Annotated in this window: 24 protein-coding genes and 1 pseudogene; 8 read left to right on the plus strand and 17 right to left on the minus strand. The window is 32.1% G+C overall.

Annotated elements, in window-relative coordinates; genetic code table 11:
• The first annotated feature begins 182 nt into the window (after positions 1 to 182).
• The 4 genes from GKR88_05385 to GKR88_05400 all read left to right on the plus strand — a co-directional run bounded on the left by GKR88_05385 (position 183) and on the right by GKR88_05400 (position 6,638).
• On the plus strand, positions 183 to 2,108 hold the full coding sequence (locus GKR88_05385) for a DUF349 domain-containing protein (GenBank protein ID QMU63779.1): 1,926 nt from the start codon (positions 183 to 185) through the stop codon (positions 2,106 to 2,108).
• 252 nt (positions 2,109 to 2,360) lie between these two features.
• Positions 2,361 to 3,188: a 3'-5' exonuclease gene (locus GKR88_05390; protein QMU63780.1), complete on the plus strand. Its 828-nt coding sequence runs from the start codon at positions 2,361 to 2,363 to the stop codon at positions 3,186 to 3,188.
• Positions 3,189 to 3,204: 16 nt separating this feature from the next.
• Positions 3,205 to 3,690 (plus strand): ABC transporter ATPase, encoded by a 486-nt coding sequence (locus tag GKR88_05395; protein QMU63781.1) that lies wholly within the window; start codon positions 3,205 to 3,207, stop codon positions 3,688 to 3,690.
• 29 nt (positions 3,691 to 3,719) lie between these two features.
• The gene (locus GKR88_05400) at positions 3,720 to 6,638 is read left to right on the plus strand and encodes a serine hydrolase (GenBank protein QMU63782.1); all 2,919 of its coding nucleotides are present in this window, start codon (positions 3,720 to 3,722) and stop codon (positions 6,636 to 6,638) included.
• 839 nt (positions 6,639 to 7,477) lie between these two features.
• Here GKR88_05400 and GKR88_05405 read toward each other — a convergent pair.
• Positions 7,478 to 7,735, minus strand: coding sequence for a hypothetical protein (locus GKR88_05405; protein QMU63783.1), 258 nt, complete (start codon positions 7,733 to 7,735; stop codon positions 7,478 to 7,480).
• 55 nt (positions 7,736 to 7,790) lie between these two features.
• On the opposite strand from GKR88_05405, the gene GKR88_05410 reads away from it, so the two are divergent.
• Together GKR88_05410 and GKR88_05415 are read left to right on the plus strand one after the other, a co-directional pair.
• Entirely contained in the window at positions 7,791 to 8,177 is a 387-nt protein-coding gene (locus GKR88_05410) for a hypothetical protein (protein ID QMU63784.1), read from the plus strand.
• Positions 8,178 to 8,301: 124 nt separating this feature from the next.
• Positions 8,302 to 8,987, plus strand: a pseudogene (locus GKR88_05415) (DDE transposase).
• 122 nt (positions 8,988 to 9,109) lie between these two features.
• Here the strand turns inward: GKR88_05415 and GKR88_05420 are convergent.
• The 7 genes from GKR88_05420 to GKR88_05450 all read right to left on the minus strand — a co-directional run bounded on the left by GKR88_05420 (position 9,110) and on the right by GKR88_05450 (position 14,422).
• Entirely contained in the window at positions 9,110 to 9,757 is a 648-nt protein-coding gene (locus tag GKR88_05420; protein ID QMU63785.1) for a transferase, read from the minus strand.
• A gap of 53 nt (positions 9,758 to 9,810) precedes the next feature.
• On the minus strand, positions 9,811 to 10,668 hold the full coding sequence (locus GKR88_05425) for an IS3 family transposase (protein QMU63786.1): 858 nt from the start codon (positions 10,666 to 10,668) through the stop codon (positions 9,811 to 9,813).
• Positions 10,668 to 11,039, minus strand: a complete 372-nt coding sequence (locus GKR88_05430; GenBank protein ID QMU63787.1) for a transposase — start codon at positions 11,037 to 11,039, stop codon at positions 10,668 to 10,670. Before GKR88_05430 ends, GKR88_05425 begins: the two co-directional genes overlap by 1 nt.
• Before the next feature lie 187 nt (positions 11,040 to 11,226).
• Positions 11,227 to 11,997: a sterol desaturase family protein gene (locus GKR88_05435; GenBank protein QMU63788.1), complete on the minus strand. Its 771-nt coding sequence runs from the start codon at positions 11,995 to 11,997 to the stop codon at positions 11,227 to 11,229.
• 7 nt (positions 11,998 to 12,004) lie between these two features.
• Positions 12,005 to 12,382, minus strand: coding sequence for a DUF2147 domain-containing protein (locus tag GKR88_05440; protein ID QMU63789.1), 378 nt, complete (start codon positions 12,380 to 12,382; stop codon positions 12,005 to 12,007).
• A gap of 14 nt (positions 12,383 to 12,396) precedes the next feature.
• Positions 12,397 to 13,167, minus strand: a complete 771-nt coding sequence (locus GKR88_05445) for a hypothetical protein (GenBank protein ID QMU63790.1) — start codon at positions 13,165 to 13,167, stop codon at positions 12,397 to 12,399.
• Positions 13,168 to 13,294: 127 nt separating this feature from the next.
• Positions 13,295 to 14,422 carry a transposase gene (locus GKR88_05450; protein QMU63791.1) on the minus strand — a complete coding sequence of 376 codons (1,128 nt, stop codon included), beginning with the start codon at positions 14,420 to 14,422 and terminating at the stop codon, positions 13,295 to 13,297.
• A gap of 326 nt (positions 14,423 to 14,748) precedes the next feature.
• On the opposite strand from GKR88_05450, the gene GKR88_05455 reads away from it, so the two are divergent.
• Both GKR88_05455 and GKR88_05460 read left to right on the plus strand, forming a co-directional pair.
• Positions 14,749 to 14,961 (plus strand): hypothetical protein, encoded by a 213-nt coding sequence (locus tag GKR88_05455; protein ID QMU63792.1) that lies wholly within the window; start codon positions 14,749 to 14,751, stop codon positions 14,959 to 14,961.
• 52 nt (positions 14,962 to 15,013) lie between these two features.
• Positions 15,014 to 15,955 carry a hypothetical protein gene (locus tag GKR88_05460; protein ID QMU63793.1) on the plus strand — a complete coding sequence of 314 codons (942 nt, stop codon included), beginning with the start codon at positions 15,014 to 15,016 and terminating at the stop codon, positions 15,953 to 15,955.
• A gap of 12 nt (positions 15,956 to 15,967) precedes the next feature.
• On the opposite strand, the gene GKR88_05465 is transcribed toward GKR88_05460, so the two are convergent.
• From GKR88_05465 to GKR88_05505, 9 genes are all read right to left on the minus strand, one after another.
• Complete coding sequence (locus GKR88_05465) at positions 15,968 to 17,374, minus strand: hypothetical protein (protein QMU63794.1); 1,407 nt, start codon at positions 17,372 to 17,374, stop codon at positions 15,968 to 15,970.
• A 501-nt stretch (positions 17,375 to 17,875) separates the two neighbouring features.
• Positions 17,876 to 18,838 (minus strand): caspase family protein, encoded by a 963-nt coding sequence (locus tag GKR88_05470; GenBank protein ID QMU63795.1) that lies wholly within the window; start codon positions 18,836 to 18,838, stop codon positions 17,876 to 17,878.
• Positions 18,839 to 18,841: 3 nt separating this feature from the next.
• Complete coding sequence (locus GKR88_05475) at positions 18,842 to 19,252, minus strand: hypothetical protein (GenBank protein QMU63796.1); 411 nt, start codon at positions 19,250 to 19,252, stop codon at positions 18,842 to 18,844.
• Between the two features lie 31 nt (positions 19,253 to 19,283).
• Positions 19,284 to 19,826, minus strand: a complete 543-nt coding sequence (locus GKR88_05480; GenBank protein QMU63797.1) for a TIR domain-containing protein — start codon at positions 19,824 to 19,826, stop codon at positions 19,284 to 19,286.
• A gap of 9 nt (positions 19,827 to 19,835) precedes the next feature.
• Positions 19,836 to 20,630 (minus strand): hypothetical protein, encoded by a 795-nt coding sequence (locus GKR88_05485; protein QMU63798.1) that lies wholly within the window; start codon positions 20,628 to 20,630, stop codon positions 19,836 to 19,838.
• Positions 20,631 to 20,760: 130 nt separating this feature from the next.
• Positions 20,761 to 21,372: a hypothetical protein gene (locus GKR88_05490; protein ID QMU63799.1), complete on the minus strand. Its 612-nt coding sequence runs from the start codon at positions 21,370 to 21,372 to the stop codon at positions 20,761 to 20,763.
• Positions 21,356 to 22,213, minus strand: a complete 858-nt coding sequence (locus GKR88_05495) for an AAA family ATPase (GenBank protein ID QMU63800.1) — start codon at positions 22,211 to 22,213, stop codon at positions 21,356 to 21,358. Before GKR88_05495 ends, GKR88_05490 begins: the two co-directional genes overlap by 17 nt.
• On the minus strand, positions 22,210 to 22,863 hold the full coding sequence (locus GKR88_05500; GenBank protein QMU63801.1) for an acetyl/acyl transferase: 654 nt from the start codon (positions 22,861 to 22,863) through the stop codon (positions 22,210 to 22,212). The genes GKR88_05495 and GKR88_05500 overlap by 4 nt, the downstream gene beginning before the upstream one ends.
• Positions 22,839 to 23,051 (minus strand): prolyl oligopeptidase family serine peptidase, encoded by a 213-nt coding sequence (locus tag GKR88_05505; GenBank protein QMU63802.1) that lies wholly within the window; start codon positions 23,049 to 23,051, stop codon positions 22,839 to 22,841. The genes GKR88_05500 and GKR88_05505 overlap by 25 nt, the downstream gene beginning before the upstream one ends.
• Between the last annotated feature and the right edge of the window lie 441 nt (positions 23,052 to 23,492).

Raw genomic sequence — 23,492 nt, forward strand, 5'->3', positions numbered from 1 at the left:
ACTTTTAATTATTTTCATTCAAGCAAACGATTTAAAATGACATGGGGTAATAATTATTTCCTGAAAATACTCAAATTACGATGCACTTGCTCTGACCTATAGCTAGGTTTGATTTTTTCTTCTAGTAAGTAGTCAGTATTTTTACAGACTAATTGATTGATTGAACTGTAAACATTGTAGATATGTTAGAGCCAAAAGAAGAAAAAGAAGTTTTAAAATCTTCTGTAACAAAAAGTAAAGATGAAGAGACCGTAAAGGTTTCCATAATCCATAAGAAAGTAACTGAAGCTGTTGAAGATGATACCAGTGAATCTGTTACTGATACAACCGAACAAGCCATAGATGAAGTTGAAAATAAGATTGCCGAGACTTCTGAAAAAGAAGAACCTGTAGAAAAAAAGGTTCATAAAATGGACTATGGATCTATGGATATAGATACATTAACTTTAGAATTAGAAAAGCTCATTAAAAATTTTCCGGTACAACAAATTAAAGCTCAGGTAGAGAGTATAAAGAGCACTTTTAATCAAAAATTCGGTACACTTTTGGCCGAGAGTAAAGCTGCTTTTTTAGAAGCAGGAGGAAATATCATAGATTTTCAATTTACCAGTCCGGTTAAGCAGAAATATAATACACTTTTATCCGAATATAGAATAAAGAAAGAAGCGTCATATAAAGATTTAGAGAAAAAATTAAATGAAAATTTAGCAAAAAGATTACAAGTAATTGAAAATTTAAAATTGCTTATTGAGGAAGCAGATACCAGGACAATGTATAAGCATTTCAGAGAACTACAAGATATGTGGAGAGGTATCGGTCCGGTATCTAAAACAAAATATAATGATACGTGGAGAACATATCAACATCATGTTGAGCGTTTTTATGACTTATTGCATTTAAGTAACGATTTTAGAAATCTGGATTTTAAAAAAAATTTGGAAAAAAAATTAAAATTAATTAAAAAAGCTGAAGATTTAACTACTATTGATGATATTGGTTTTGCTTTTAAAGAACTACAAAAACTACACAAGGAGTGGAAAGAAAAAATTGGACCTGTTGCCAAAGAGGTAAGAGAGGAAGTTTGGCAAAAATTTAGCAATGCTACTAAAATTATTCATGATAAAAGACATGAACATTACAGGGAGTTAAAATCAAAATATCAGGAAATTATTACCAAAAAATTTCAGGTAATTGAAGCAATTCGTCAATATGACATATCTAAAAATGTCAATCATAAAGATTGGCAAAAGAGTATAAGAGACATTGAAGAGCTTCGAAAACAATATTTTGATGCCGGCAAATTACCCTATTCAAAAAGTGAGAAAATGTGGCAGCAGTTCAAAGCAGCAACTAAAAAATTCAATACCGCAAAAAACGATTTTTATAAGACCGAAAAAGCTAATCAACAAGTTAATTTAAAAGAGAAATTAGCTTTGCTAGAAATAGCAGAATCTCTTAAAGATAGTGAAGATTGGGAAACAGCTACAGAGACGTTTAAAAAAATTCAATTCGATTGGAGAAATATAGGCCATGTTCCCAAGAGGTTTGTCGATGATATCTGGGAAAAATTTAAAAATGCTTGTAATCATTATTTTGACAGGCTTCACGATCAAAAGAATGTATTGAGTGATGAACAACAAGCAATTGTGGATACAAAAGTTGAATTTCTCAATACCTGTGAAAACATTAAAAAGCATACCAAAGATTCCGTTAAAGAAATCATGAGTTCTTGGAGTGCTATTGGTAGGTTACCAAGAAGTGCCAGATATCTCGAATCTAAATTTAATAAAATGATTTATGCAATTTTAGAAGATTTGGATATAGACAAAGAAGAGATTGTAATGCTGAAGTTTAAAAATATTGTGGATGGTTATATAGCTCGAAACAATTTCAAAAAATTAGATTCCGAGCGACTTTTTGTAAGAAAAAAGATTGATGAAAGTGAAAGAGAAATACAACAATTAGAAAATAATTTAAGTTTTTTCTCCAAGAACAATACAGAAGAAAATCCTTTGATAGAGAATGTGAAGAGTCGTGTGGAAGGTTATAAAAAAGATTTGGTCATTTGGAAACAGAAATTAGATTATCTGAAAAAACTTAATTATTAAACCTAAATTGATTATTTTTTATCACTACTAATTGTGTTTTGATTGAATATTAAAAGATTGAAAGATTGAAAAAATGCTTTAATGATTTCTTTATAATAACTGGGATTAGGTTTGAGATTTGCGATACTACTACTTGATTCGTTTTCTTAACTTCAATATGTTATTGCTTTTTTTGTGTTTAAAAATTGAAATGATTTTCAAAGAAGTTGAGTTCATTTTTATTACTTTTAGTAACTCATAAGAAATATACCTATGGAGTTAAAACTCACAAAACCAATTGTTTTTTTTGACATTGAAACTACGGGAATTAATATAGCAACGGATAGAATAGTAGAGATTTCTATTTTAAAAATTTTTCCCGACAAAACACAGGAAAGCAAAACATGGTTGGTAAACCCCGAAATTGAAATTCCGGCTGCTGCAACAGCTATTCATGGAATTACTAATGAAAAAGTAGTAACAGAACCCACATTTAAAGAATTCGCCGAACAAATTAATGATATGATTTCCGATTCGGACTTAGCCGGTTTTAGTTCGAATAGGTTTGATATCCCGTTATTAGCGGAAGAGTTTTTGCGGGCAGGTATTGATTTTGATATGAACCATCGTAAAGCTATAGATGTACAAGTAATTTTTCATAAAAAAGAAGAACGAACACTAAGTGCAGGGTATAAGTTCTATTGTCATAAAGAGTTAGAGAATGCACATTCATCAAAGGCCGATACCTATGCTACGTATGAAATTCTAAAAGCACAACTGGATAAATACGATGATATCGAAAACTCCGTAGCAGCATTGAGTGAATTTTCTACTCATGGCAAGAGAGGAGATTTTGCCGGATTTATATTGTTTAACGATGAGGATCAGGAAATATTCTCGTTTGGAAAATATAAAGGAAGAGTAATAGAAGAAGTATTGAAAGAAAATCCCGGGTATAATAGCTGGATACAGCATGCAGATTTTCCATTGTATACCAAAAAAGTTTTCAGAGAAATAAGAGAGAGGATCTCAATACGGAAAACAACGATGAGTGATGCTGAAAAATTACAAGCATTACAACAAAAATTTAACTTGAGATAACTTTAATATACTAAGAATGTACGTGCCATATAATCGTTTACCCAATAATGCGAGGATTTGGATATACCAGTCCGAGAGAATGTTCACAGAAGAAGAAGAAGTATTTATTTCTGAAAAAGCGAAGGTATTTATTGAGCAGTGGACACGCCATGGAGAGAATCTTAAAGGGTCATTTATTATTAAGTATCAGCAGTTTTTAATACTGGCGGTGGATGAAAGTTTTGCCACTGCCTCCGGTTGTTCTATTGATGCCTCGGTGCACTTTATACAGACATTAGAACAAAAATTGCAGCTGGATTTAATGGATAAGATGCGTATTTCGTTTAGAAATCAAGATCATATCAATGTGGTTAAAATGCCGGTATTTAAAGAATATGCAAAAACAGATAAGATTAGACGAGAAACCATTGTTTTTAATAATACGGTGACAACCAAGGAAGATTTTGAAACCAAATGGGAAGTTCCGGCTAAAGAGAGTTGGCACAACCGCTTCTTAGTTTAAACGAGTTTACTATTTGAAAACCTCTTTTGATGAAAAAAATAGTTTTTTTATTGTGGTTGATGAACCATTCATTTTTAATCGCCCAACATGTAGATCCGCTTTATACAAATGACTACAAAGCACGGAATCGTTGGGTAGATAGTATTATGAATGAAATGACCATTGAAGAAAAAATCGGTCAACTGTTTATGGTACAGGCATATTCTAATAAAGATGAAGAGCATGAAAATTTTATCAAAGAAATGATAACCAAATACCATGTGGGAAATCTTATTTTTATGAAGGGAACTCCGGAGAAGCAGGCTGTTTTGAACAACAAATATCAGGCGCTTTCCAAAGTTCCGTTACTAATAGGTTTTGATGGAGAGTGGGGGTTAGATATGCGTTTGAAAAATACCTATCGCTTTCCGTGGAATATGACTTTAGGAGCCATACAAGACAACAAGCTGGTCAGGCAATTGGGAGAACGTATAGGCAAACATTGTAAACGGTTGGGGATACATGTTAATTTTGCACCGGTAGCAGATGTTAATATCAATTCGGAAAATCCGATTATAGGAAATCGCTCTTTTGGAGAAAATAAGCTGAATGTAACAGCCAAAGCGGTTGCATTTACAAGAGGGGTGCAAAGCCAGGGAGTATTAGCCAATGCAAAACATTTTCCGGGACATGGAGATACGGCAACAGATTCGCATCATGCATTACCGGTATTGAATTTCAGTAAAGATCGGCTGGATTCAATAGAGCTATATCCATATCCCAGGCTGTTTGATGCAGGCGTAGCCAGTGTCATGACAGCACATCTGAGTGTTCCCGCTCTGGAGCCTGATAAAAATTTGCCGACATCATTATCCGGATATGTGGTAACCGATTTGTTACAAAAAAAGCTAGGTTTCTTAGGGCTTGTTTTTACAGACGGTTTGAATATGAAAGGTGCTACTAATTTTGCAAGTTCGGCAGAAATTGATGTGGAAGCCCTTAAAGCGGGAAATGATATATTGCTAATTCCGCAGGATGTCCCAGGTTCTATAAAATTGATAAAAGCGGCATTAAAATCTGGAGCACTTACCCCAGGAAGAATTGATATTTCTGTTCGTAAAATTTTGAAAGCTAAATATTGGGCAGGATTGCACAAATACCGACCTGTAGTATTAGAGAATTTGCACGATGATTTAAATAGTATTGATGATGAATTATTGCATAGAAAATTAGTGGAAGCATCACTTACCATTATAAAAAACAAGTCAAATATTGTTCCCTTTAGACAGCTGGAAAACAAAAGGATAGCTTATGTGAAGTTAGGAGATGATACCGGAGATGATTTTGTTCGGATGTTGCAAAATTATACTGAGATAACTATTGTTTCAGATACCAATTTAAAAGCATTATTAAAAAAACTAAAGCCGTATAACTTAGTGATTATTGGTTTTCATACCTCAAACGAGCACCCCTGGAAGCCCTATAAATTTAACGATAAAGAGATGGTTTGGTTACAGAAAATTGCAAAAGAGAACGAGGTGGTGTTGGATATTTTTGCAAGTCCGTACAGTTTGCTGAAAATCAAATCTTTTGCCAATATAGAAGCTGTAGTTGTTTCGTATCAAAATAGCAAATTAGCTCAGGAAATTTCTGCTCAAGCTTTATTCGGAGCTGTTCGGTTTAGAGGAAAATTGCCGGTATCTATAAAAAAAGAATTTAAAGAAAATACGGGGCTCACTACATTAAACTTAAACAGATTAAGATATACCATTCCGGAGGCAGTACAATTATCATCCGGAAAATTAGCAATGATAGATAGTGTAGCAAATAAAATTTTAACTGAAAAAATGACCCCCGGACTCCAGATATTGGTAGCAAGGAAAAGGAATGTGGTATACCAAAAAAGCTTTGGATATCATACAAATGCAAAAAAAAAAGCTGTTAAAAATTCCGATATATACGATGTGGCTTCCCTTACAAAAATTTTAGCTTCTTTGCCGATGGTTATGAAAGCAGAAGAAGATAAGAAAATAAAACTTTCATCCAGTGTCAAAGACATTTTGCCAACATTTAAAAAAACAAATAAAGATACCGTCACTGTAAAAGAACTCCTATCGCATTATGGTCTTTTACAAGCATGGATTCCTTTTTATAAGTTTACACAGGATAGTATTTCAGGGAACAATCTTCCTGTCTATTACAGGAAAAAGAAAACAAAAGATTTCTCTATTCAGGTAGCAGAAAACTTGTATCTAAATAAATCGTATAAAGATTCTATTTATAAGTATATAAAAGAATCTGAGCAAAGAGAAAAACCAGGCTATAAATACAGCGATCTTGGATATTATATATTAAAAGAAGCTATAGAAAGAAAATATAAAAAAAGATTAGATGAATTAGCAAACCGTTATTTTTATAAAGCTCTTGGAGCCGATAGAACTTCTTTTTTACCATTGCGGAAGTTCACTAAAGAAGAAATAATCCCTACTGAAAAAGATACGTATTATAGAGATCAATTATTACACGGGCATGTTCATGATATGGGTGCGGCAATGTTAGGTGGTGTGGGAGGTCATGCAGGATTGTTTTCAAATGCAAATGATGTGGCTAAAATGATGCAGATGTATTTGCAGAAAGGTTTTTATGGAGGAAGACGTTTTTTAAAATCGTCAACTATAGAGAAATTCAATACTCGTTATTTTGAAAAAGAAAAAGTAAGAAGAGGCTTGGGCTTTGACAAACCGCAATTAGATCCGGAAATAGAGGCCACTTGCGGATGTGTTTCTGACAAAAGTTTTGGTCATAGCGGATTTACCGGGACATATACTTGGGCAGATCCGGAGAGTGGAATTGTATATGTGTTTTTATCAAACAGAGTATATCCGACTATGGAAAATATAGGTTTGATAGAAAATAATATAAGAACTGAAATTCAGAAGATTATCCAGGAATCGATTTTGGAGGAATAATAACTGGAGATCTTTGCAGAATTGATTTGGCAAAAAAGTTCGACACCCGAAGAAAATTTTGAACCGAAATAACCTGTTGGTTTTGAGGATTTAAAATTTTCGAGAAGGAAGAAATTTGAAGTCAAATCAATTCAAATACGGAATATATCACTATTTTGCAAAGGTCTCTTTGCAATATTATATCCCCTAATATTTAAAATTTGCCCTACGAGTTTCTAAACTTTTTTTAAAAAAAACATATCTTTTTGTAAATTTTTAATCCTGTCTTTTTCAGAAAAGCACTTGCCTTTTAACCAATATATAATATTACAAAACTACGGGAGAGATGTTAATTAGTGTTTTTGGAATTTCTTTAGCCGAACTCATTTAAATTTTTTGGATGTAAGCGAAAATTAGAAATTTCTAGTTCTGTTGAAAGCTTTTTTGAGTTGCATAGCAGCGCTACGGAAGGAAAAAAGATAAAAACAGATCGGAAAACAGCAATTTTTTAGCAAATTGAAAAAGTTTAAATGAGTTCAATATTAAAATAGTCCAATCTTGCTATGAAAATTCCAAATTTCATCGCTAAAAATACTCGGCTTAACTAAGGCTATGCCTGTGTTTTTTAACTCGAACTTTGAAATTTTCCTCACACAATCTCTAGACCACCTTAATATTCATTTTGGTATTAATAGCTATTTTTTTTAAATCAGAAGTAATATAAAAGTCACAATATTATTAATATTGAACACTCAGTAAAGTACTTCCTGTATAAACACCGGAATCACTTGGTGTTGCATTATCTAATCCGAGTACTCTGATATAACCTCCTAAATTGAATGTGTATTGTCCATTACTATCTAAAATAACAGAAGGTGTCCCACAAAGTTGGAACCCAATGTCTCCGGCAAACCTGTAGAAGGAGAATAATATTGTGGAGTAAAAGTAATCGTTGATCCATTGGCATTTGATAACAAGCTACTACCCCCTGAAGTCCAGTATACACGTGTGTTAGGTGTACCTTTTATAAGAACCGTACTTACTATCGGAGATCCTTCAAAATCAGTTTGTGACCCATCTGCTATGGCAGAACTTCCACTTGTTGAAGATGAAAACATACGGGTCAACGACAATTTATGGGGATTGATTATTTTAGATGCATAAAAAAAGACGATGCATTTAGAATTATTAGCATCTATCCTCCCTCAAGATTTATTACTTCATTTTGATATTGTATTTTTTGAAGAATTAGGAGATATTTCAGTTAAAAAGGATGCTTTTCACATTTATTTAGAAGAGAAGAATATTCTACCAGAGGGTTACTCAAAGGGTAATTATGAGTCCAAAGGTTTTATTAGCAGTAAACAGATTCAAGATTTTCCCATACGCGGTAAAGCAGTTTATCTACATATAAAAACAAGACGATGGCGAGATAAGAAGACTAAAAAGGGAGCGATTAAAAATGATTATTCATTCATTGCAGAAGGTTCTAAATTAACGTCAGAACTTTCTGATTTTTTAAAAGCTACAGGTAGAGGCCCGAGAAGATACGATCAGTAATATAGCGAGTTATTACGGTATTTACCCACGAACTTTACAACGCCATTATAAGAAACAGATAAGTGGGTTTGATAGTTGGAATCAAAAGCCCCATTGTGAAGATTATCTTATTTATCCGAAGAATATAGGAGAGTATTTAAGTCTTGATGAAGTAAGTCTATCTAAAGGTGAACTTTATACCTATTTGACCAACAAGAACGGACGAAGTAAACAAGGAACTTTAGTGGCTTGTGTAAAAGGAATTAAAAGTGATGATATTATTACTGCTATTGAAAGAATACCCTTAGAACAACGCAAACAAGTCAAAGAAGTAACTTTAGATATGGCAAATAATATGAATTTAACAGCTAAGATTTGTTTTCCAAATGCTAAAATTGTTACCGATAGATTTCATGTGGTAAAACTGGTAACAGAAGCTTTACAGCATGTTAGAGTACAGCATCGGTGGAAAGCAATAGAAGATGAAAACAAAGAGCAGAATTATTATGTAATCTTTATCCAAACATCCAACAAGCCTATAAACACACTTTAGAATTTAGAAGCATTTATCAAGAAAAATGTAAAGTAAAAGCCAAACAACGATTTGAACATTGGTTTGAGGATACAGAAAAATTGGAATTTAAAAATTTCAATACAGCAATGAACAGTATTAAACATCATTTTAATACCATCTTAAACTTTTTTGACAATAGGAATACAAATGCAAATGCAGAGTCTTTTAATTCAAAAATAAAACTCTTTAGAGCCAATCAAAGAGGCGTAAGAGATACACAATTTTTCCTCTTTAGACTTGAAAAATTATTCGCTTAATACCCATAAAATTTACTTGAGCCATTTTGGGTATGAGTGGGAAATTGCAGAGAACGTCCAGTATATGCGTAGTGCGACCGTTTAGGAAGCATTATCGCATATACATTGTTGTATGGCGTTCTCTATTTTTTTTCAAGTTTTTTAAGTGGGTTTCCTATATAAATTCCACTTTCAGAAATATTTTTAACAACAACTCCACCCATTCCAATTGTGACATTATTGCAAATTGAAATTCCTTGACGGACAGATGAATTAGTTCCAAAATATACTTTTTCTCCGAATTTACAATTGCCACTAATATTTGCTCCAGGTGCAGTTGTGAAATAATCTCCCATTTTACAATCGTGACCAATCGTAGTATGTAGATTTAGTTGTGAATGTTTCCCAATTTTAATATTACAAGTCATTATTACACCTGCTGTAATAATTGAGCCTTCTCCAATCTGAACCCAATCAGAAATTATTGCATTAGGGTGAATTATTTTCGTAAATGTTGTCCCTTGTGGTAAACTTTCGACAACTTTTTTTCTTGTCGCAGGGTCACCAATTGCCACAACAACATTGTATATATTAGGGTTAAATTTTGATTGTGGAATTACATCAACACCCATTATTTTTGTTTCAGTTAAATATTTATCTTCAACCATAAAACAAGCAACTTCTTCTATTTTTAAATTTGTTGTGGCAATACCGTCTATTACGCACAATAAAGTTTCTCGTCCAAATCCACCTGCACCAATAACACAGATTTTCTTTTCATTATTTATCATATTTATTTTGTTTTGTCTCGTCCTAAAATAGGGCTACAGTTAATTATTAAAATTTATGCTACATTTTTGTGCACGTAATTAGGTGTTTTATAATCTAAAGATAAATGTAATCTTTTATTATTATATAATTTGATTGCATTTTTTGTTGCTTTTTTGGCGTGATTGATATTTGTAAATGTTTGGTCGAGGAAGAATTCATCTTTTAAAATTCCGTTAACTCTTTCGGCCATTGCGTTTTCGTAGCAATGATTTTCTTGGGTCATACTGATTTGTATCTTTTTTCTTTTCAAAATTTGAGTATAAACATTGCTACAATATTGTATTCCTCTATCAGAATGATGTATGATTTCTTCGGTATTTTTAGTTTGATAAATAGCTTTATTTAAAGCTCTAACACAGCCTTTAAGTTCTAAACTATCACTAATATCATAGCCTACTATTTTTCTTGAATACATATCAGTAATAAGTGCTAAATAACAAAATCCATTTATAGTTCTTATATAGGTAATATCCGAAGCCCAAACTTGGTTAGGTCTATTAATGATCAGGTCTTTTATGATATTTTTATATTTATAAAAACGATGGTAAGAGTTGGTTGTTTTAGAAGAATATTTTTTCCTTCTAATTAACAAATTATTTTCTTTTAAGATTCTAAATAACTGGTCTCTACCTATATTTATATTCTGTTTCCTAAAATCATTATGTAAGGATTTCATTAGCTTTCTAGTACCTTCTCTGGGTAATGTTTTCCTGCTTTTTTTAACAAGCATTATTACATTTTGTTCTATTTGTTTTTTAAGAACAAACCTTTTTTGATATTTGTAATAAGCATCTCTTTTTAACTCGAAAGCATTACAAATAGTAGCGATGGCGTACCTTCTTTTTTTTCTATTAATCGGTGCTATTTTCATTAAGGCTTTATGTTTAAGTTTTTTTTTAATTCTTCAACATTTTTATAGCCAAGATTTTCAGCAGCTACTTCAAGATAACTATCATTCACAAGTTTATCTAGATCCTTTTTAATAAGAAGATCTTTGAGTTGTTTTAGCTCTTTTTGAAGGGCTTTAATACGGGATAATTCGTCGTCTGTTTGCACGGTTACACGGGTGTTCATTAAATCTTTACGGTCATATTTTTTAATCCATACGTTTATCGTACTAGATTGTATGCCGTAAGTTAAGGCAATTTGTCTTTTGGAATGGTTTCCTTTGGTAAGTTCTGCTAATACTTTGAGTTTAAAACTCTCACTATAACGTCTTACATATCCATCATTTTTATACATATACTTGTTGTTTTTTGTATACATATTTCAGGACGGGTCATTTTAATGCCATACGGTTTTGTATATGAAAAGTAGCAGATTTCTATGTGTTATTTTTCAATTTAGAAACAAAGATAGCAGAAAAGAACCAAACTTTAAATTTAGCTCTTAACTGCTATTTTTTATATACCGTGTTGGCAACTGGCTTTTAAACCTCTTTTAAATGGAATCTTATTTTTTGGATTTTATCATATTCCTTGATATAATCAGGATGTTCAGTTTTCATTAATCTATCCCAAAACCTAAAATACAAACCGTAATTTCCTACAAATTTTGAATGATGCATATTATGATATACCGAAGAATTGATAAATTCAAAAAGAAAAGAATTTCTAAACCATTTTGGAGCAATTTCATATCCTAAATGCCCATATACATTTATTGAAAAAGCACATAAACTAAATAGTAATAAAGATATTTTACTTATAGGAACGAAAAATAATATTATCACAACAAACATAGACTCCAGAATTACCTCTATTAAATGAAATGAATAAGATGTCCAAGGTGATGGATTGATGGATTGATGATGCAGAAAATGTGCTTTTTTATATAATTTTGGATGATGAATCGTTCTGTGCATCCAATAAAAATAAGTGTCATGTACTATTAATGCCAACACAATACTTGTTGGAATCCACCATATACTATAATCAGATATAGTACCATAAAATAAGGTATACTCTTTAAGTGGAGATTTTAGGATTACCAATCCAATCATTACTGCAATGAATGTTGTTTGTACAGAATGTAAAATTTCTCTAATAATACCCTTTTTCTTTGCCAAACGTAATTGTATTTTACTTTTTGAAAAGGTATTGGGATATAACTTATAAAAAATTAAAAATGGGATGCCAGCAAAAATAAAATATCTTGCTAGGTTTGTTATAAATGGGGTGATGTATTCTAATACGTTCATGATACTATTATTTGCTTTTTTTCCATTGTAAAGATTTGCTCATTAACCCAGAACTAATTTTTAATTCTAAGACCTCTTCTTTTGATATTATTTCTACATTATACCATTCCTTTCTTTTGACGGCATAAATTTTTCCAACCCATTTATTTCCTTCACTCCGAAGGTCTTTTAGGATAATTTTACCCATTTCAGCTTCCTCGTTGTTGGATGACTTTATTTTGCCTATCAACTGTTCACTTGAAAAGGAAATTTCAATTATCGTTTCTTCTTTTCCTGTTTTCCATAACCCTTCCAATGATTGTTGTGCAGATGTGTATACAATTGAAAACATCAGTAAGAACAAGGTTGTTAAAACCTTCATTTTAATTTTTAATAACTGAATCATAATAAATTTTTATTTTAAAGCTCTGGACAACTACGAGCCAAACCGTCAAAAGCACTGGTTGCTGTAGTACATTCCCATTCAAGAGAAAAATCAGGTGTGGTGGCAGGTGGCGAATATCTTTCAACACTATAAGTAATGGGTGTATTATCCAAAAGTGGTTTGCGATTGTTGTAAAATCCTCCATCCGAACCATCTAAATCTCCTATTTGCATCGTAATACCATCCTCTAATAGGATACCTGTAACCCATAATCCTTCTCCATAATCTTCTTCTAACCCTAACTCCCAATTTTGATACCCTTCACCATCTAATACCCAAGAGTGTTTTACCCACGAAGCTCCTGTATCATCAGCTTCCATCAATTCTTCGCCACTACCATTTAAATATACGGCATTAGGGTGAAAACAAGCTGTTTCTCCATTAATAGCAGTTGTACATTCTCCTGGTCCTACTTGCGCAGGTGCTAGTATTTGTCCTGATATTCTGTTTTGCGCATATACTGTAGCTCTTTTGGTAGCAGCATCTATATGCATATCATTAATTACTTGTATAGAAGCAGGCAAGCTAGGGTCATTCACTTCACTTACCCAATACGCATCGTGTTGATTTAGAATTGAAGAGGCTCTGGTAAATGTATTTTCTACGATGGTAATGGATTCTGCTGGGTAATTTTCAGATTGTAGTGTATTGATAAAAACATTATTTGCCGTTTCGTCGCATCTGGTTTCCGGATTTTCAGCCAAATCGTTTAAATAATTCGTAATAGTAGCTTTTTGACTTTCCACCAACTCATTTAAATCATTCGTTTCTTGTATCCCATTTGCTAGCCAACGTACTTGCTTATCTAAAGGGTCTAGATTTGCTAAGGTGGTTTCTGCTTCAACAATCTGTTGCGATTGACTACTATCGTCGTCATCTGAGCAACTTGTAAAGAAAGAGACTATTACTAAAGCTATTAGTACATTTACTGGTTAAGGTTTGATTTTCAGGACAGGTGTAGCTATCGTTTTCTTTTTTGTAAGTAAAGTGTTCTACGTTGTAATTAGGGTTAGGTGCTTGACTGCTTCTACCAATACCAGGAATAGCTACAAGAGTGTTAATACCTAAATGATCGGCGACATTAAATTCGCTAGCTGTATGATAGCCTTTGTCATATAGTGCAGTGAAGTTGGTGTGCCTAAGACTGGTCTTTGCACGTCTAAGCATAGTACCCATCGTTTTTTTATCATTGCTATTGGTAATTTTATAATCAATCAGTAATTTGTGTTTGTGATCTACTGTGGTTTGTGCGGTATAGCAAACTTCAGTGATGAGCCTGCGAACAATTTGGTGTCTGCTATCAGGATCAGTGGTTGATATTTGAGGGTTTTCACAAGAGTTGTCATTATCGAGTTGTTGCTTAATATGGTGGTACTTTGCTTTATGTGCCCTGTGGTTTTGGAGTTGCTTTTCGATGAGTTGTTTTTGATTGCTATGATCATCGTATGGTGCATCCCCGTCAGCGTTGGCTAAGGTTTGGTTGTGCTGATCTAACTTTTTATCAATATAAGCTAAATGACGTTCTATTTTCTTTTTATTGTAATTGTTTTTTTTAGAATTTTGAGCCCTTAGTTTGGTAGAATCCCCTGCAATAAGCAAGCCTCCAATTAGGTTAAAGTTTTTGGCTATTGCTACACTTTGTCTAAATACTGGCTTGATTGCTTTGGGATTGTTTTTTCTAAATCGGTTAATGGTGTTGTGGTCAGCTTTGAGATTGCCTAAGAGCCACATGAGTTCTACATTGCGATGACATTCTTTTTCTAAAGCACGTGAAGAACCTATACGGTTCATGTAGCCGTAGATGTATAGTTTGAGTAAATCACAGGGATTATAGGGTGGTTTACCAGTATGTGAGAGCATTTGAAAGCCTAATGCCTTTAGTTCTATAGCATCTACAAATACATCAATAAAGCGAACAGTATTTTCTGAGTCAATTAAATCATCTAAAGCAGTAGGAAAAAAACTGAGCTGATTGCGAGGGATTTTCTTAATATATTCCATAGCTTTAAAATACAACTTTTTAAGAAATCTAAAAAGAAAATTAAACAGAGTTTTGAGACAGTCTGACGGGCTTGTATATGAAAAGTAGCGGATTTTTAGGCACTAACTTTTCGGATTATAACTGACCTTTGTTTTATGGTTATACTTTCGTTTTATCACTTAAACCGCTATTACTTATAGCCCATGAGTACCATTTGACGTCTTTTTCAAAGAAGAAGTATTCGGCAGAATATAGTTAAGCGTGATGTTTACTTCTTGTTCGGGTGCATAACATTTTGTCGCGAAATAGTTATTTTTAAGGATTAACTTTTAAAAGCGACACCATTATGATTAGCGAAGAGGAATTTTTAGCCCAAGCCAAGAAGCGTTATCAAGCGATAGCAAAATTATCAAACATAAAGAGTTACTATGATTACGAAAAGACTTTTGATCAAATATGGACGGACTATGGTCGAGAGGTTTTAGAGAGAAGTATAAGCGAACCATCTAAAGACAGACGTAAAAAAAAACTTATCACGTTACGGAAAGATAGAGATTAACAACACTCATCCCTTTAGTGAAAAAGTCAATGGATTTAAGATAAGTCCCTATATGCAAGACAAAATGATTTATATTGGTCAAAACGATTGTTATGGAGATGGTCATGAAGTTTTATCGAATCTTCTAGGTGTTTCAGTCAATGCGATGCAGCTTTACAGAGTCACAGACTTTTATGGTGGTTTATTAGAGCAAGAAAAAGTATTGGAGGTTGATGCCGTTGAACCTGATATTCTTAAGGTAGATAACCAAGAGTGCATATATGCTATGGTCGATGGGTCGATGCTTTTCACTCGGGAAGAGGCTTGGAAAGAAGTAAAATTAGGCAGAATTTTTAAACAGAGTAGCTGTATGGACATATCAAATAAACGTGGATGGATACGCCATTCGTTGTATGAAGCATATTTAGGCAAAGCTGATAAGTTTACAGATAGAATGGATAGATACTTAGGCTGTTACAGGAGTATTGATAAGCGACTGATTTTTGTTGGTGATGGTGCTAGATGGATATGGAAATGGGTAGATCAACATTACCCTTTTGCCACACAAATATTGGATTGGTATCATGCTTTAGAACATTTACACGATTTTGCTAAGGTTTGTCTCTCTAATCAAGAGTCATATAACAGTTGGGTTGGTCAACAGGAGCAACTACTAAAAAACAGTCAAGTAAATCAAGTCATTGAGAATATCAAAAACTTAGAATTGACAAAGCAAAATCAACGTAAACAACAAAGCCAACTTATCACATATTATACCGAAAATAGGTCGCGTATGGACTATCAGCAATATCAAAATACAGGAGCAGGTATTATAGGATCTGGAGCCATAGAAGCAGCTAACAGGGAGGTTGTTCAAAAAAGAATGAAACTCTCTGGACAACGTTGGTCTAAAATTGGAGCTCAAAATATGCTCACATTAAGAACAACTAAACTGAGTGATAAATGGAACAAAGTAGTTAACCTAATCTGTACTGAGAAAAATAAAGCTGCTTAAAACGACAAAATGTTATGCACCCTCTTGTTCTGATACTACTATTTTCTCAGTAATTATTTCTATGATGTTACGCTTCTCTCGTTTAGATAACTTATCCCAATTATCATACAGTGAGCGTGCTTCTTCAATGATATAGCCACTTGATTTGAACTGGTCTTTAAGTGCATATACTTCACCTTCTATCTCTGGAATTTTTCGTTTTAATTGCTGAACTTGAGTATTAGGTTTGTTGTAATATTCATCAAAGCGTTCTGTTTCTATTTTGCCTTGCTCATGTAACTCAAACACTTTTGCTATTTTAAGTTCCAATTTTTCTATTTGTGTTTTAATATTTTCAATCTCTTGTTCTTTGTCTCTAATAATGGAATTCGTTCCATCAAAATAACGATTGACTTCATCTTTTGAGATAATGAACTCGGTGAGTTGTTCTTTGAAAATAGCTTCAATATCTTCTATGTGAATTTTTCGTTTACACTTTTTACAGGTGTATTTTGGATTGCTTGATGGCACATACATACCACCACCACATTCACAAAAAAGATAACTGGTAAACAGATGTACTTTTTTGTTGAGTGGTTGTATTTTCTCTTTTTCTTGCTTTTGGATAATGGCATTCACTTCATCCCAGACTTCATCAGAAACAATACGTGGCGCTTCATGAATATACCATTCTTCTTTATCTCGCATAACAGTTTTTCCATTCTCGTCTATTTTAGTCATGTGTGAACGTCGTATTCCCTTTGCGGTTGGGTCTTGGAATAATCGTTTTACGGTAGTGCCTGAAAACAAGCTTTTTCTTTTGGTACGATATCCTTTGTCGTTTAAGATGTTGGCAACGGTAGCATGACGTTTATGCTCCAAGAATAACTCAAACATCATTTTGCGGATTGGTGCTTCATGCTCATGAAGTGCCATATCATCTTTACCAACTCGTTTGTAACCAAATGGAATACCGCCCATTACTTTCCCCATTTTAGCTCTGACTTCTACGGATGATTTAATACGCTCTACAATATTTTCTCTTTCCCATTGGCTCATCGCAGAGATAATAGTGTAGAAGAAACGTCCAGATGGAGAACTGGTGTCTATTGACTCACCAAGCGAAATTAAATCAGCATTATACTTTTGAAAATGGTCTGAAAATTCAAGAAGTTCTTTTACGTTACGAGCTAGTCTTGAAATTTTTGAAAAAATCAAAGCTTCAATATGCCCACTTTGAATATCACGCATCATACGTTGTGCTTCGTGATGTGATATGACACTTTTACCACTAACGGCTTCAAGATGATATTCCTCTACTATTTCCCAATCTTTAAGTTCTGCGTACATTTTAGCTTTTTGTAGGTGATGTTCTGGACTATCTGAACTCTGTTGTAGTTTTGTGGGCACTCGAATCCACACGCCAACTCTTTTTTTCATGACTTCTAATTTTGAGTAAATGAGAACCTAAACTAAAACAAGTATTTGAAGAAAGCAAGATAATATCAATTTGTCATTACACGTAAGTAATTTATATTACCAAAGCATATTCATGAAGTTCAAACTTATGCCAGCAATTTTTCTAATTTATACTTCCAACGTTCCCAATCGAACATTTCTTTAGCTTGTAAATCCATAAATCTATTTCTTCTACTATTCAATTTGAAGTGATATCTATTTTAAACAATTTAAGGTTATAATACATTCCGTAGCGAGTAGTGTAAAGTAAACAACCACCTTTAAAAACGGTGGCTTTGGTTTTCAGATTAGACCCAAAGGGTCATACCACTCATTCTTTAGCATGATGCTTTTTTGACAATTTATTGTCAAACGCCCATTAAATCATAAAAACACTAACTAAAAAATGGCAGAGCCTTTATTACATTACCATGGTCAAAGACGGTGGTTTTTCAATGTGAAATAAAATTTTGTTCATAATTTTTAAATTATATCGTTATTAACCATTTCCCAATATGACTTTCCTTGCGTAGTCAATTTACACGATTTTGATTCCATAGCAGCATCATACATATGGGGTGCATCAACTGGAACAACTAAATTGACTCTGTTGTATTTTTGTAGCACTTCAAATTTCTTTATGTTTTCGGGGTTCGGTTTGTCACTTTTTGGCTCAAATGAAGGATTAAGATTAAATATTTCATCAGGACTATTTGGAAATAATTTTATCATTTCTTTTAAGTGTAAAGGTCTAATCTGAGTATAAACTTTTCTGAGATTGGTATACCTTCTTATACTGGTCATAAAAATAGGTCTTTGCCCTTTCTCCCCCATAGCTTTGTCAATATATCCATAAATATTACCTGGGGTTACTTCTCCTAAAATACTTGCAGCACCACCATCCAAAGCATGTATCAATAATCTAGTAAAAACACCTGAACCATTTTTTTCAACAGAATACTGATTAGCCGCAGATGCTGCTAAAACAGTAACTCCTTCATTAATTGAGGTTAAGTTAGTATTCATTGAACTTTTACCAAAACTACCAGCATGACAACAATCAAAGATGATAATATTATTATGAGCAGGGGAATTGTTTACAATACTCAATATCTCAGCCATGGAAAGTCCATCATCACCCCTTTTACATTCTGAAGTCATTAAATATCCTCCTGTAAACTCTACATGACCATGTTCAGAGAAATACAATAAAGAAATTTCTCTTGGGTCTCGAAAAAACTCCTCAATTCTATCTTTTAAAATTCCTCTAGAAAGTTGTAGGCCATGATCAGCAGTTATTAATTCTACTTCAAAATTCTTTTCATGGTCTTCATTATTTGCATGTCGACTTAAGACTCTATTAACTTCCATTGCGTCATTTACACAACCATTTAAACTTTTAATATCTTCATAATGATTTATTCCAACTACTAATGCTTTCCTCATAATTTATTTATTTTTACCTTCTTTCATTGCTTGATTAATTGCATTGGCAATTTTATCCCAATTCCAAGTTATTGTTCTATTTCTCTGTAAACCATTTGGTAATGGAGTAGAACTATTTGCACTATCTACATAAATTCCAAAAATTGGTACATTTTGGTCTTTTGCAAATGTAATTTCCTTAACTACTCCTTTTGCAGTGTGTGTTTTTTTACCTACTAAAACAATAAGAATATTGCATTTGTTTATTTTGCTTTTAATTAAATCTTCCCATTCTTTTTGAGGTAATTCGGATTTAGAATACCAATCTTCAATATTAAACGGTGTTTTTGAATTTTTTGATTGACCAACAAACAAGACTCTTTCTTCTCTATTATTGTCAAAATCGAAACTGATAAATGCTCTTGGGTTTCCCATAATATTTTGTTTTTTAAGGTTATATTTTTAATCAAAAGTTCATCCAACTTTTCATCTCTTTAGATGAAAATATATTTAGTTGAATATTCAAATCTGAATCAGAATAAATGTTACTTCCCTTGGTTACAAGAGGATATACCGATAAAAATTCTTGTCCTTTAAAAGTATCATTTTCATAATCTGTAATTGGAAGAATTCCACATCTTCCTTTGTCTCCATCCATAAAACCTAATTCCCAAGGCATCCATTTGGAGTTAGAAGCATTTTCTGAAGTAGCATATATTAGAGATTTGGACTGCTTCATTCTTAATCTAATCTTGTTAACAGTATCTTTCGTTACATTATTTCGTTGAAAATGAGGATCGATAATCCAATCCACATAAACAGAGTATCCTTTTGAAGTCAACTCTAAATATAGACCTGTAATGTATTTTTTGTCTTTAAAACTGTGAGACAAGAAAATGTCAAAATGAGTTCGATTTTTATTTTCATTCAGAACAGAAGAAAAAGTTTTTGTTCCTTTTCTTCTTGATTCAGAAAGATCTGATAAGTAGCTTTTCGTGTAAAATTTCATTATATGTAGTTAATCTGTTAGTAAATCTTCAATAAGTACAGGTTTGAATAGTATTCGTGACTCCTCAACTTCTTTTGTAGAAGTTGTTTTATTTCCTCTGTAGTTTTCGCTAAATACTTCTTTTTCAAATCGAATAAGATCCATAAATACTGTAACATCGTTAGACCAATCTTTAATGAAAATATCGCCTTGTTGTTTATTTATTCCGAGATTTGTTTTTGCTCCTATTTTTACTGTACCAGATTGAATACCTTGAATATTTCCGTTAATTAATAGTTCTGAAGTTTTAGAACGTGATTGTGCTATAAAGGCTTTTCTTGCTACTGTTACAGAGGTTACGAGGAAAGTATCCTTCCATAACATTTTTTTCTCTTTAGCATTAATTTCATTTTCCAAAGCATTCAAATCATCTAGTTCTTTTTTATCACAGTCTACAGCTAGGAAATAGATGGCACCTTCAGAAGTAAAATTAATTTTCATTTTGGCATCACTTTTTGGCAGTTCATCACTACCTAAGTCTGCATTTGAATCTATATTGAAGTTGAAATTAACAGCATTTTTACTTGAAAACTGATATGAGTCAGGCTTTCTTGAAAAGCTTGGATCCGTATATTTTACATCTAGATTCTTTAGAGATGTAACTTTCTTAAATGTTCCTATGGGACGTGATTTTCCGAGAAAAGATTTTCCGTTAGGAAATGTTATAATATCACCAACATTAACTTGTTCTCCTGGCAAGTAAACTGCAATTTTCCCTAATTCTTCGGCAAGTTCTTTTGAGTATTGAATTTGTAGTTTTGACATAATACGCAATCATTTAAATTTGTATAGAACAAAATTTAATGATTTACACATCTTATATTACCCTAATTATATTGATTTCCTATATCCTCAAAAATGCGGATATATTATTTGAATTCTAATGTAAAAAAAGTCATTCCCAAAATTTTGATTTTAGTTGCAAAAATAAATCAATCATTTTTTCTTCATACCTTTTAATACCTGTATTAATATTACCTTTTTCAGTTTTTTCAATCTCCTTAAACTCTATTTTTTTACCTTCCTTTAATTCTAATATCCATTTTTCTATTTCAACTTGACTCTTACCAATTGCAATAGCAAATTCTTTTAATTCTTCTTCTGAGATAACTCCATCCCAAACTTGGATTCTACATGGAACTTTTAGCTCATTACCAAGACAATTTTGAATTACGATTGCACTTAATTCATCAATAATATCGAATTGATTTTTATTTCTTAATGATAACCATTCAAGAATGTTAATAATGTAGCGATTCTTTAATGTTGATGAAATACCTTTCTCTTTAACCTGTTTTACAGGGGCAAGTGTTTGCGTAATACAATTATCAATGTTTTCTAACATTTCGCCACTACATAATTTAGCTTCCTCAAAATTTAAAGGAAGAAACTCAAATTTATCTAATTCCGAAAGGGCTTTTAGCCAGCCATTCAAGCTTCGTAATTTCATTTGTTCTTGAACTTGGTCTTGTTTTTGATCTTGTCGTTGATTAAATTTGTTTCGCATTTGAAAAGGTTTTTAAAGTTGATAAAATAATCTCCTTAGTTAAGAAAGGTTTGTTAAGTTTATGAAGAACATAATTTCTTATAGCCATAATACCTGACTTATCGATTAATGATTTAATTTCTGCTCCTGAAAAACCAAATGTTTTCTTCGATAAATTCTTGAAATCCTCATCTTTAAGATTGTGGTCAATATATTTTAAATGTATTTCAAATATTTTTAGCCTTTCATTATCGTTTGGATATTCTAACTCAATTTGGTCTGTAAATCTACCAGGTCTCTTAAATGCCAAATCAATAGCTTCTGGTCGATTTGTTGTACCTATGACTAAAACATCACCGCGAGTTCCTAGCCCATCCATTTCTTTTAACAATACCGTAACTACTCTATTTTCATAATTCTGATTTGAAGCACTTCTATTCAAGCACAAAGCAGATGTTAAATGATATTCAAGAGTTTCTTTGCTATATTCTAAACAGTAAAGACCTTTAATATCTGATGGCAAGTCATTAGTGTTTAAAGAATCATGAATCAACCAAATAATTTCTTTATTCATTAACTTTTCAAAAGAATAAGCTATTCCTAATTCAAATAAAACATTTTTATTTAATTCAGATAAATCTGCAATAAAGATTCCAGATTTTTCAATTTGATTTAAAAGCTGATTGGCTATAGGTTTTCCTGATTTTAAATTAAATCCATTCCAAAATAATTCAAGATTAATACCTTCTTCTTTTAATTCTCGATTACATTTTGATATTGCCTTAATTAATGAAATTTCTTTATCACTTCTAGACACTTTAGCATTTCCGAATTGAAGGGCTAAAAATACTTTTATTCTCATTTTTTAATTATCTTCATTTTATTAATCCAACTCTGAAGTTTTTTACCTTTCCATTGTTTAAATGAATAAACTTTATTATTGCCTATTACAACGGATTTTGAAGGCACATTTTTTGTTACAATTGTACCTGAAGCTACATATACATTATCACCAATAGTTATTCCCCCAATGATTTTAGCATCATAACCAATAATAGTATTTGAACCAATTTTTGGGGACTCTTCATCAACTCCCCACCAATCAACCAAAGGATTAGTATATTCATGTAATAAAGTCCCCATTACTGTAGTGTTATTACCAATTTCTACTGCATCGCAAATAAATCCTGCAATTACACAATTATTGCCGATTTTTACTCTATCGCATATGTATCCACCATGTGTAATTCTTGTCCTAGCAGATATATAAGAGTTATAGCCAATTCTAACTTTATCATCGATAAGACAGTTTTTTCCAATATAAGTCCCTTCATAAATAATTACATGATTACAAATAATAACATTATCTTTAATTATTACTTTTTTTATGTTTTTATCCTTTATTCCGAGGTTTTGCTCTTTAGGAACTCCTATACAGTTAAAATTTCCAATCTTACAATTGCTACCAAATTCAACTTTTCCAAAAATTATCTTTCCTTTTTCTTCAACCATTCTATTGTACAATTAATAGCATAATCTTCATTTTCCTGAGAATCAAACCCGTGATCTGAGTTTTCAACTGTAATTAATTTAATTCTTTGGGAAGCTTCGGATATTTTTTTTGAAGCATTATAAGAAACATAACTATCTTTATTACCATGAATAATTAAGGTATCTACTTGTGAGTTAATTAAATTCATTTGAGGATTATAATAATTAAATTCAGTAAATAATATTTTTCCTATTTTAAAAGTTTCATCTATAAAAATGAAATCTTAATTTTCAAATACTTTACGTCTTTTTTTACTAAAATTTAATAAGCCCCAACTTAAAGTTGGGCTTAGAAATGTATCATTTATATCTAGTACAGGATTCCATAATATCAAATTTAATTGCTATTTGTAACTCGTCTTTGTGTTTAAAAGGAACTAATTTTACTTTTTTCATATGCTTATTTTTTATAAAACTACAGATATACTTAGAACTCGTTTAGACTTTTTGGGTTTAAGCGAAAATTAGAGATTTTTAGTTCTGTTGAAGGCTTTTTTGAGTTGTATAGCATTCTACGGAAGGAAAAAAAGACAAAAACAGATCAGAAAACAGCAATTTTTTAACAAACTGAAAAAATTTAAACGAGTTCA

The organism is Flavobacteriaceae bacterium, assembly GCA_014075215.1.
Taxonomy (GTDB): domain Bacteria; phylum Bacteroidota; class Bacteroidia; order Flavobacteriales; family Flavobacteriaceae; genus Polaribacter.

Excerpts from the sequence above, each read along its gene's own strand:
- GKR88_05435 (QMU63788.1), bottom strand. The coding sequence starts at position 11,997 with ATGAACGTATTAGAATACATCACCCCATTTATAACAAACCTAGCAAGA.
- GKR88_05500 (QMU63801.1), bottom strand. The coding sequence starts at position 22,863 with ATGGTTGAAGAAAAAGGAAAGATAATTTTTGGAAAAGTTGAATTTGGT.
- GKR88_05450 (QMU63791.1), bottom strand. The coding sequence starts at position 14,422 with ATGGAATATATTAAGAAAATCCCTCGCAATCAGCTCAGTTTTTTTCCT.
- GKR88_05440 (QMU63789.1), bottom strand. The coding sequence starts at position 12,382 with ATGATTCAGTTATTAAAAATTAAAATGAAGGTTTTAACAACCTTGTTC.
- GKR88_05430 (QMU63787.1), bottom strand. The coding sequence starts at position 11,039 with ATGTATAAAAATGATGGATATGTAAGACGTTATAGTGAGAGTTTTAAA.
- GKR88_05495 (QMU63800.1), bottom strand. The coding sequence starts at position 22,213 with ATGAGAATAAAAGTATTTTTAGCCCTTCAATTCGGAAATGCTAAAGTG.
- GKR88_05460 (QMU63793.1), top strand. The coding sequence starts at position 15,014 with ATGCAAGACAAAATGATTTATATTGGTCAAAACGATTGTTATGGAGAT.
- GKR88_05425 (QMU63786.1), bottom strand. The coding sequence starts at position 10,668 with ATGAAAATAGCACCGATTAATAGAAAAAAAAGAAGGTACGCCATCGCT.
- GKR88_05480 (QMU63797.1), bottom strand. The coding sequence starts at position 19,826 with ATGAAATTTTACACGAAAAGCTACTTATCAGATCTTTCTGAATCAAGA.
- GKR88_05485 (QMU63798.1), bottom strand. The coding sequence starts at position 20,630 with ATGTCAAAACTACAAATTCAATACTCAAAAGAACTTGCCGAAGAATTA.
- GKR88_05455 (QMU63792.1), top strand. The coding sequence starts at position 14,749 with ATGATTAGCGAAGAGGAATTTTTAGCCCAAGCCAAGAAGCGTTATCAA.
- GKR88_05410 (QMU63784.1), top strand. The coding sequence starts at position 7,791 with ATGCATTTAGAATTATTAGCATCTATCCTCCCTCAAGATTTATTACTT.
- GKR88_05395 (QMU63781.1), top strand. The coding sequence starts at position 3,205 with ATGTACGTGCCATATAATCGTTTACCCAATAATGCGAGGATTTGGATA.
- GKR88_05420 (QMU63785.1), bottom strand. The coding sequence starts at position 9,757 with ATGATAAATAATGAAAAGAAAATCTGTGTTATTGGTGCAGGTGGATTT.
- GKR88_05385 (QMU63779.1), top strand. The coding sequence starts at position 183 with ATGTTAGAGCCAAAAGAAGAAAAAGAAGTTTTAAAATCTTCTGTAACA.
- GKR88_05505 (QMU63802.1), bottom strand. The coding sequence starts at position 23,051 with ATGAATTTAATTAACTCACAAGTAGATACCTTAATTATTCATGGTAAT.
- GKR88_05465 (QMU63794.1), bottom strand. The coding sequence starts at position 17,374 with ATGAAAAAAAGAGTTGGCGTGTGGATTCGAGTGCCCACAAAACTACAA.
- GKR88_05490 (QMU63799.1), bottom strand. The coding sequence starts at position 21,372 with ATGCGAAACAAATTTAATCAACGACAAGATCAAAAACAAGACCAAGTT.
- GKR88_05405 (QMU63783.1), bottom strand. The coding sequence starts at position 7,735 with ATGTTTTCATCTTCAACAAGTGGAAGTTCTGCCATAGCAGATGGGTCA.
- GKR88_05470 (QMU63795.1), bottom strand. The coding sequence starts at position 18,838 with ATGAGGAAAGCATTAGTAGTTGGAATAAATCATTATGAAGATATTAAA.
- GKR88_05390 (QMU63780.1), top strand. The coding sequence starts at position 2,361 with ATGGAGTTAAAACTCACAAAACCAATTGTTTTTTTTGACATTGAAACT.
- GKR88_05400 (QMU63782.1), top strand. The coding sequence starts at position 3,720 with ATGAAAAAAATAGTTTTTTTATTGTGGTTGATGAACCATTCATTTTTA.
- GKR88_05475 (QMU63796.1), bottom strand. The coding sequence starts at position 19,252 with ATGGGAAACCCAAGAGCATTTATCAGTTTCGATTTTGACAATAATAGA.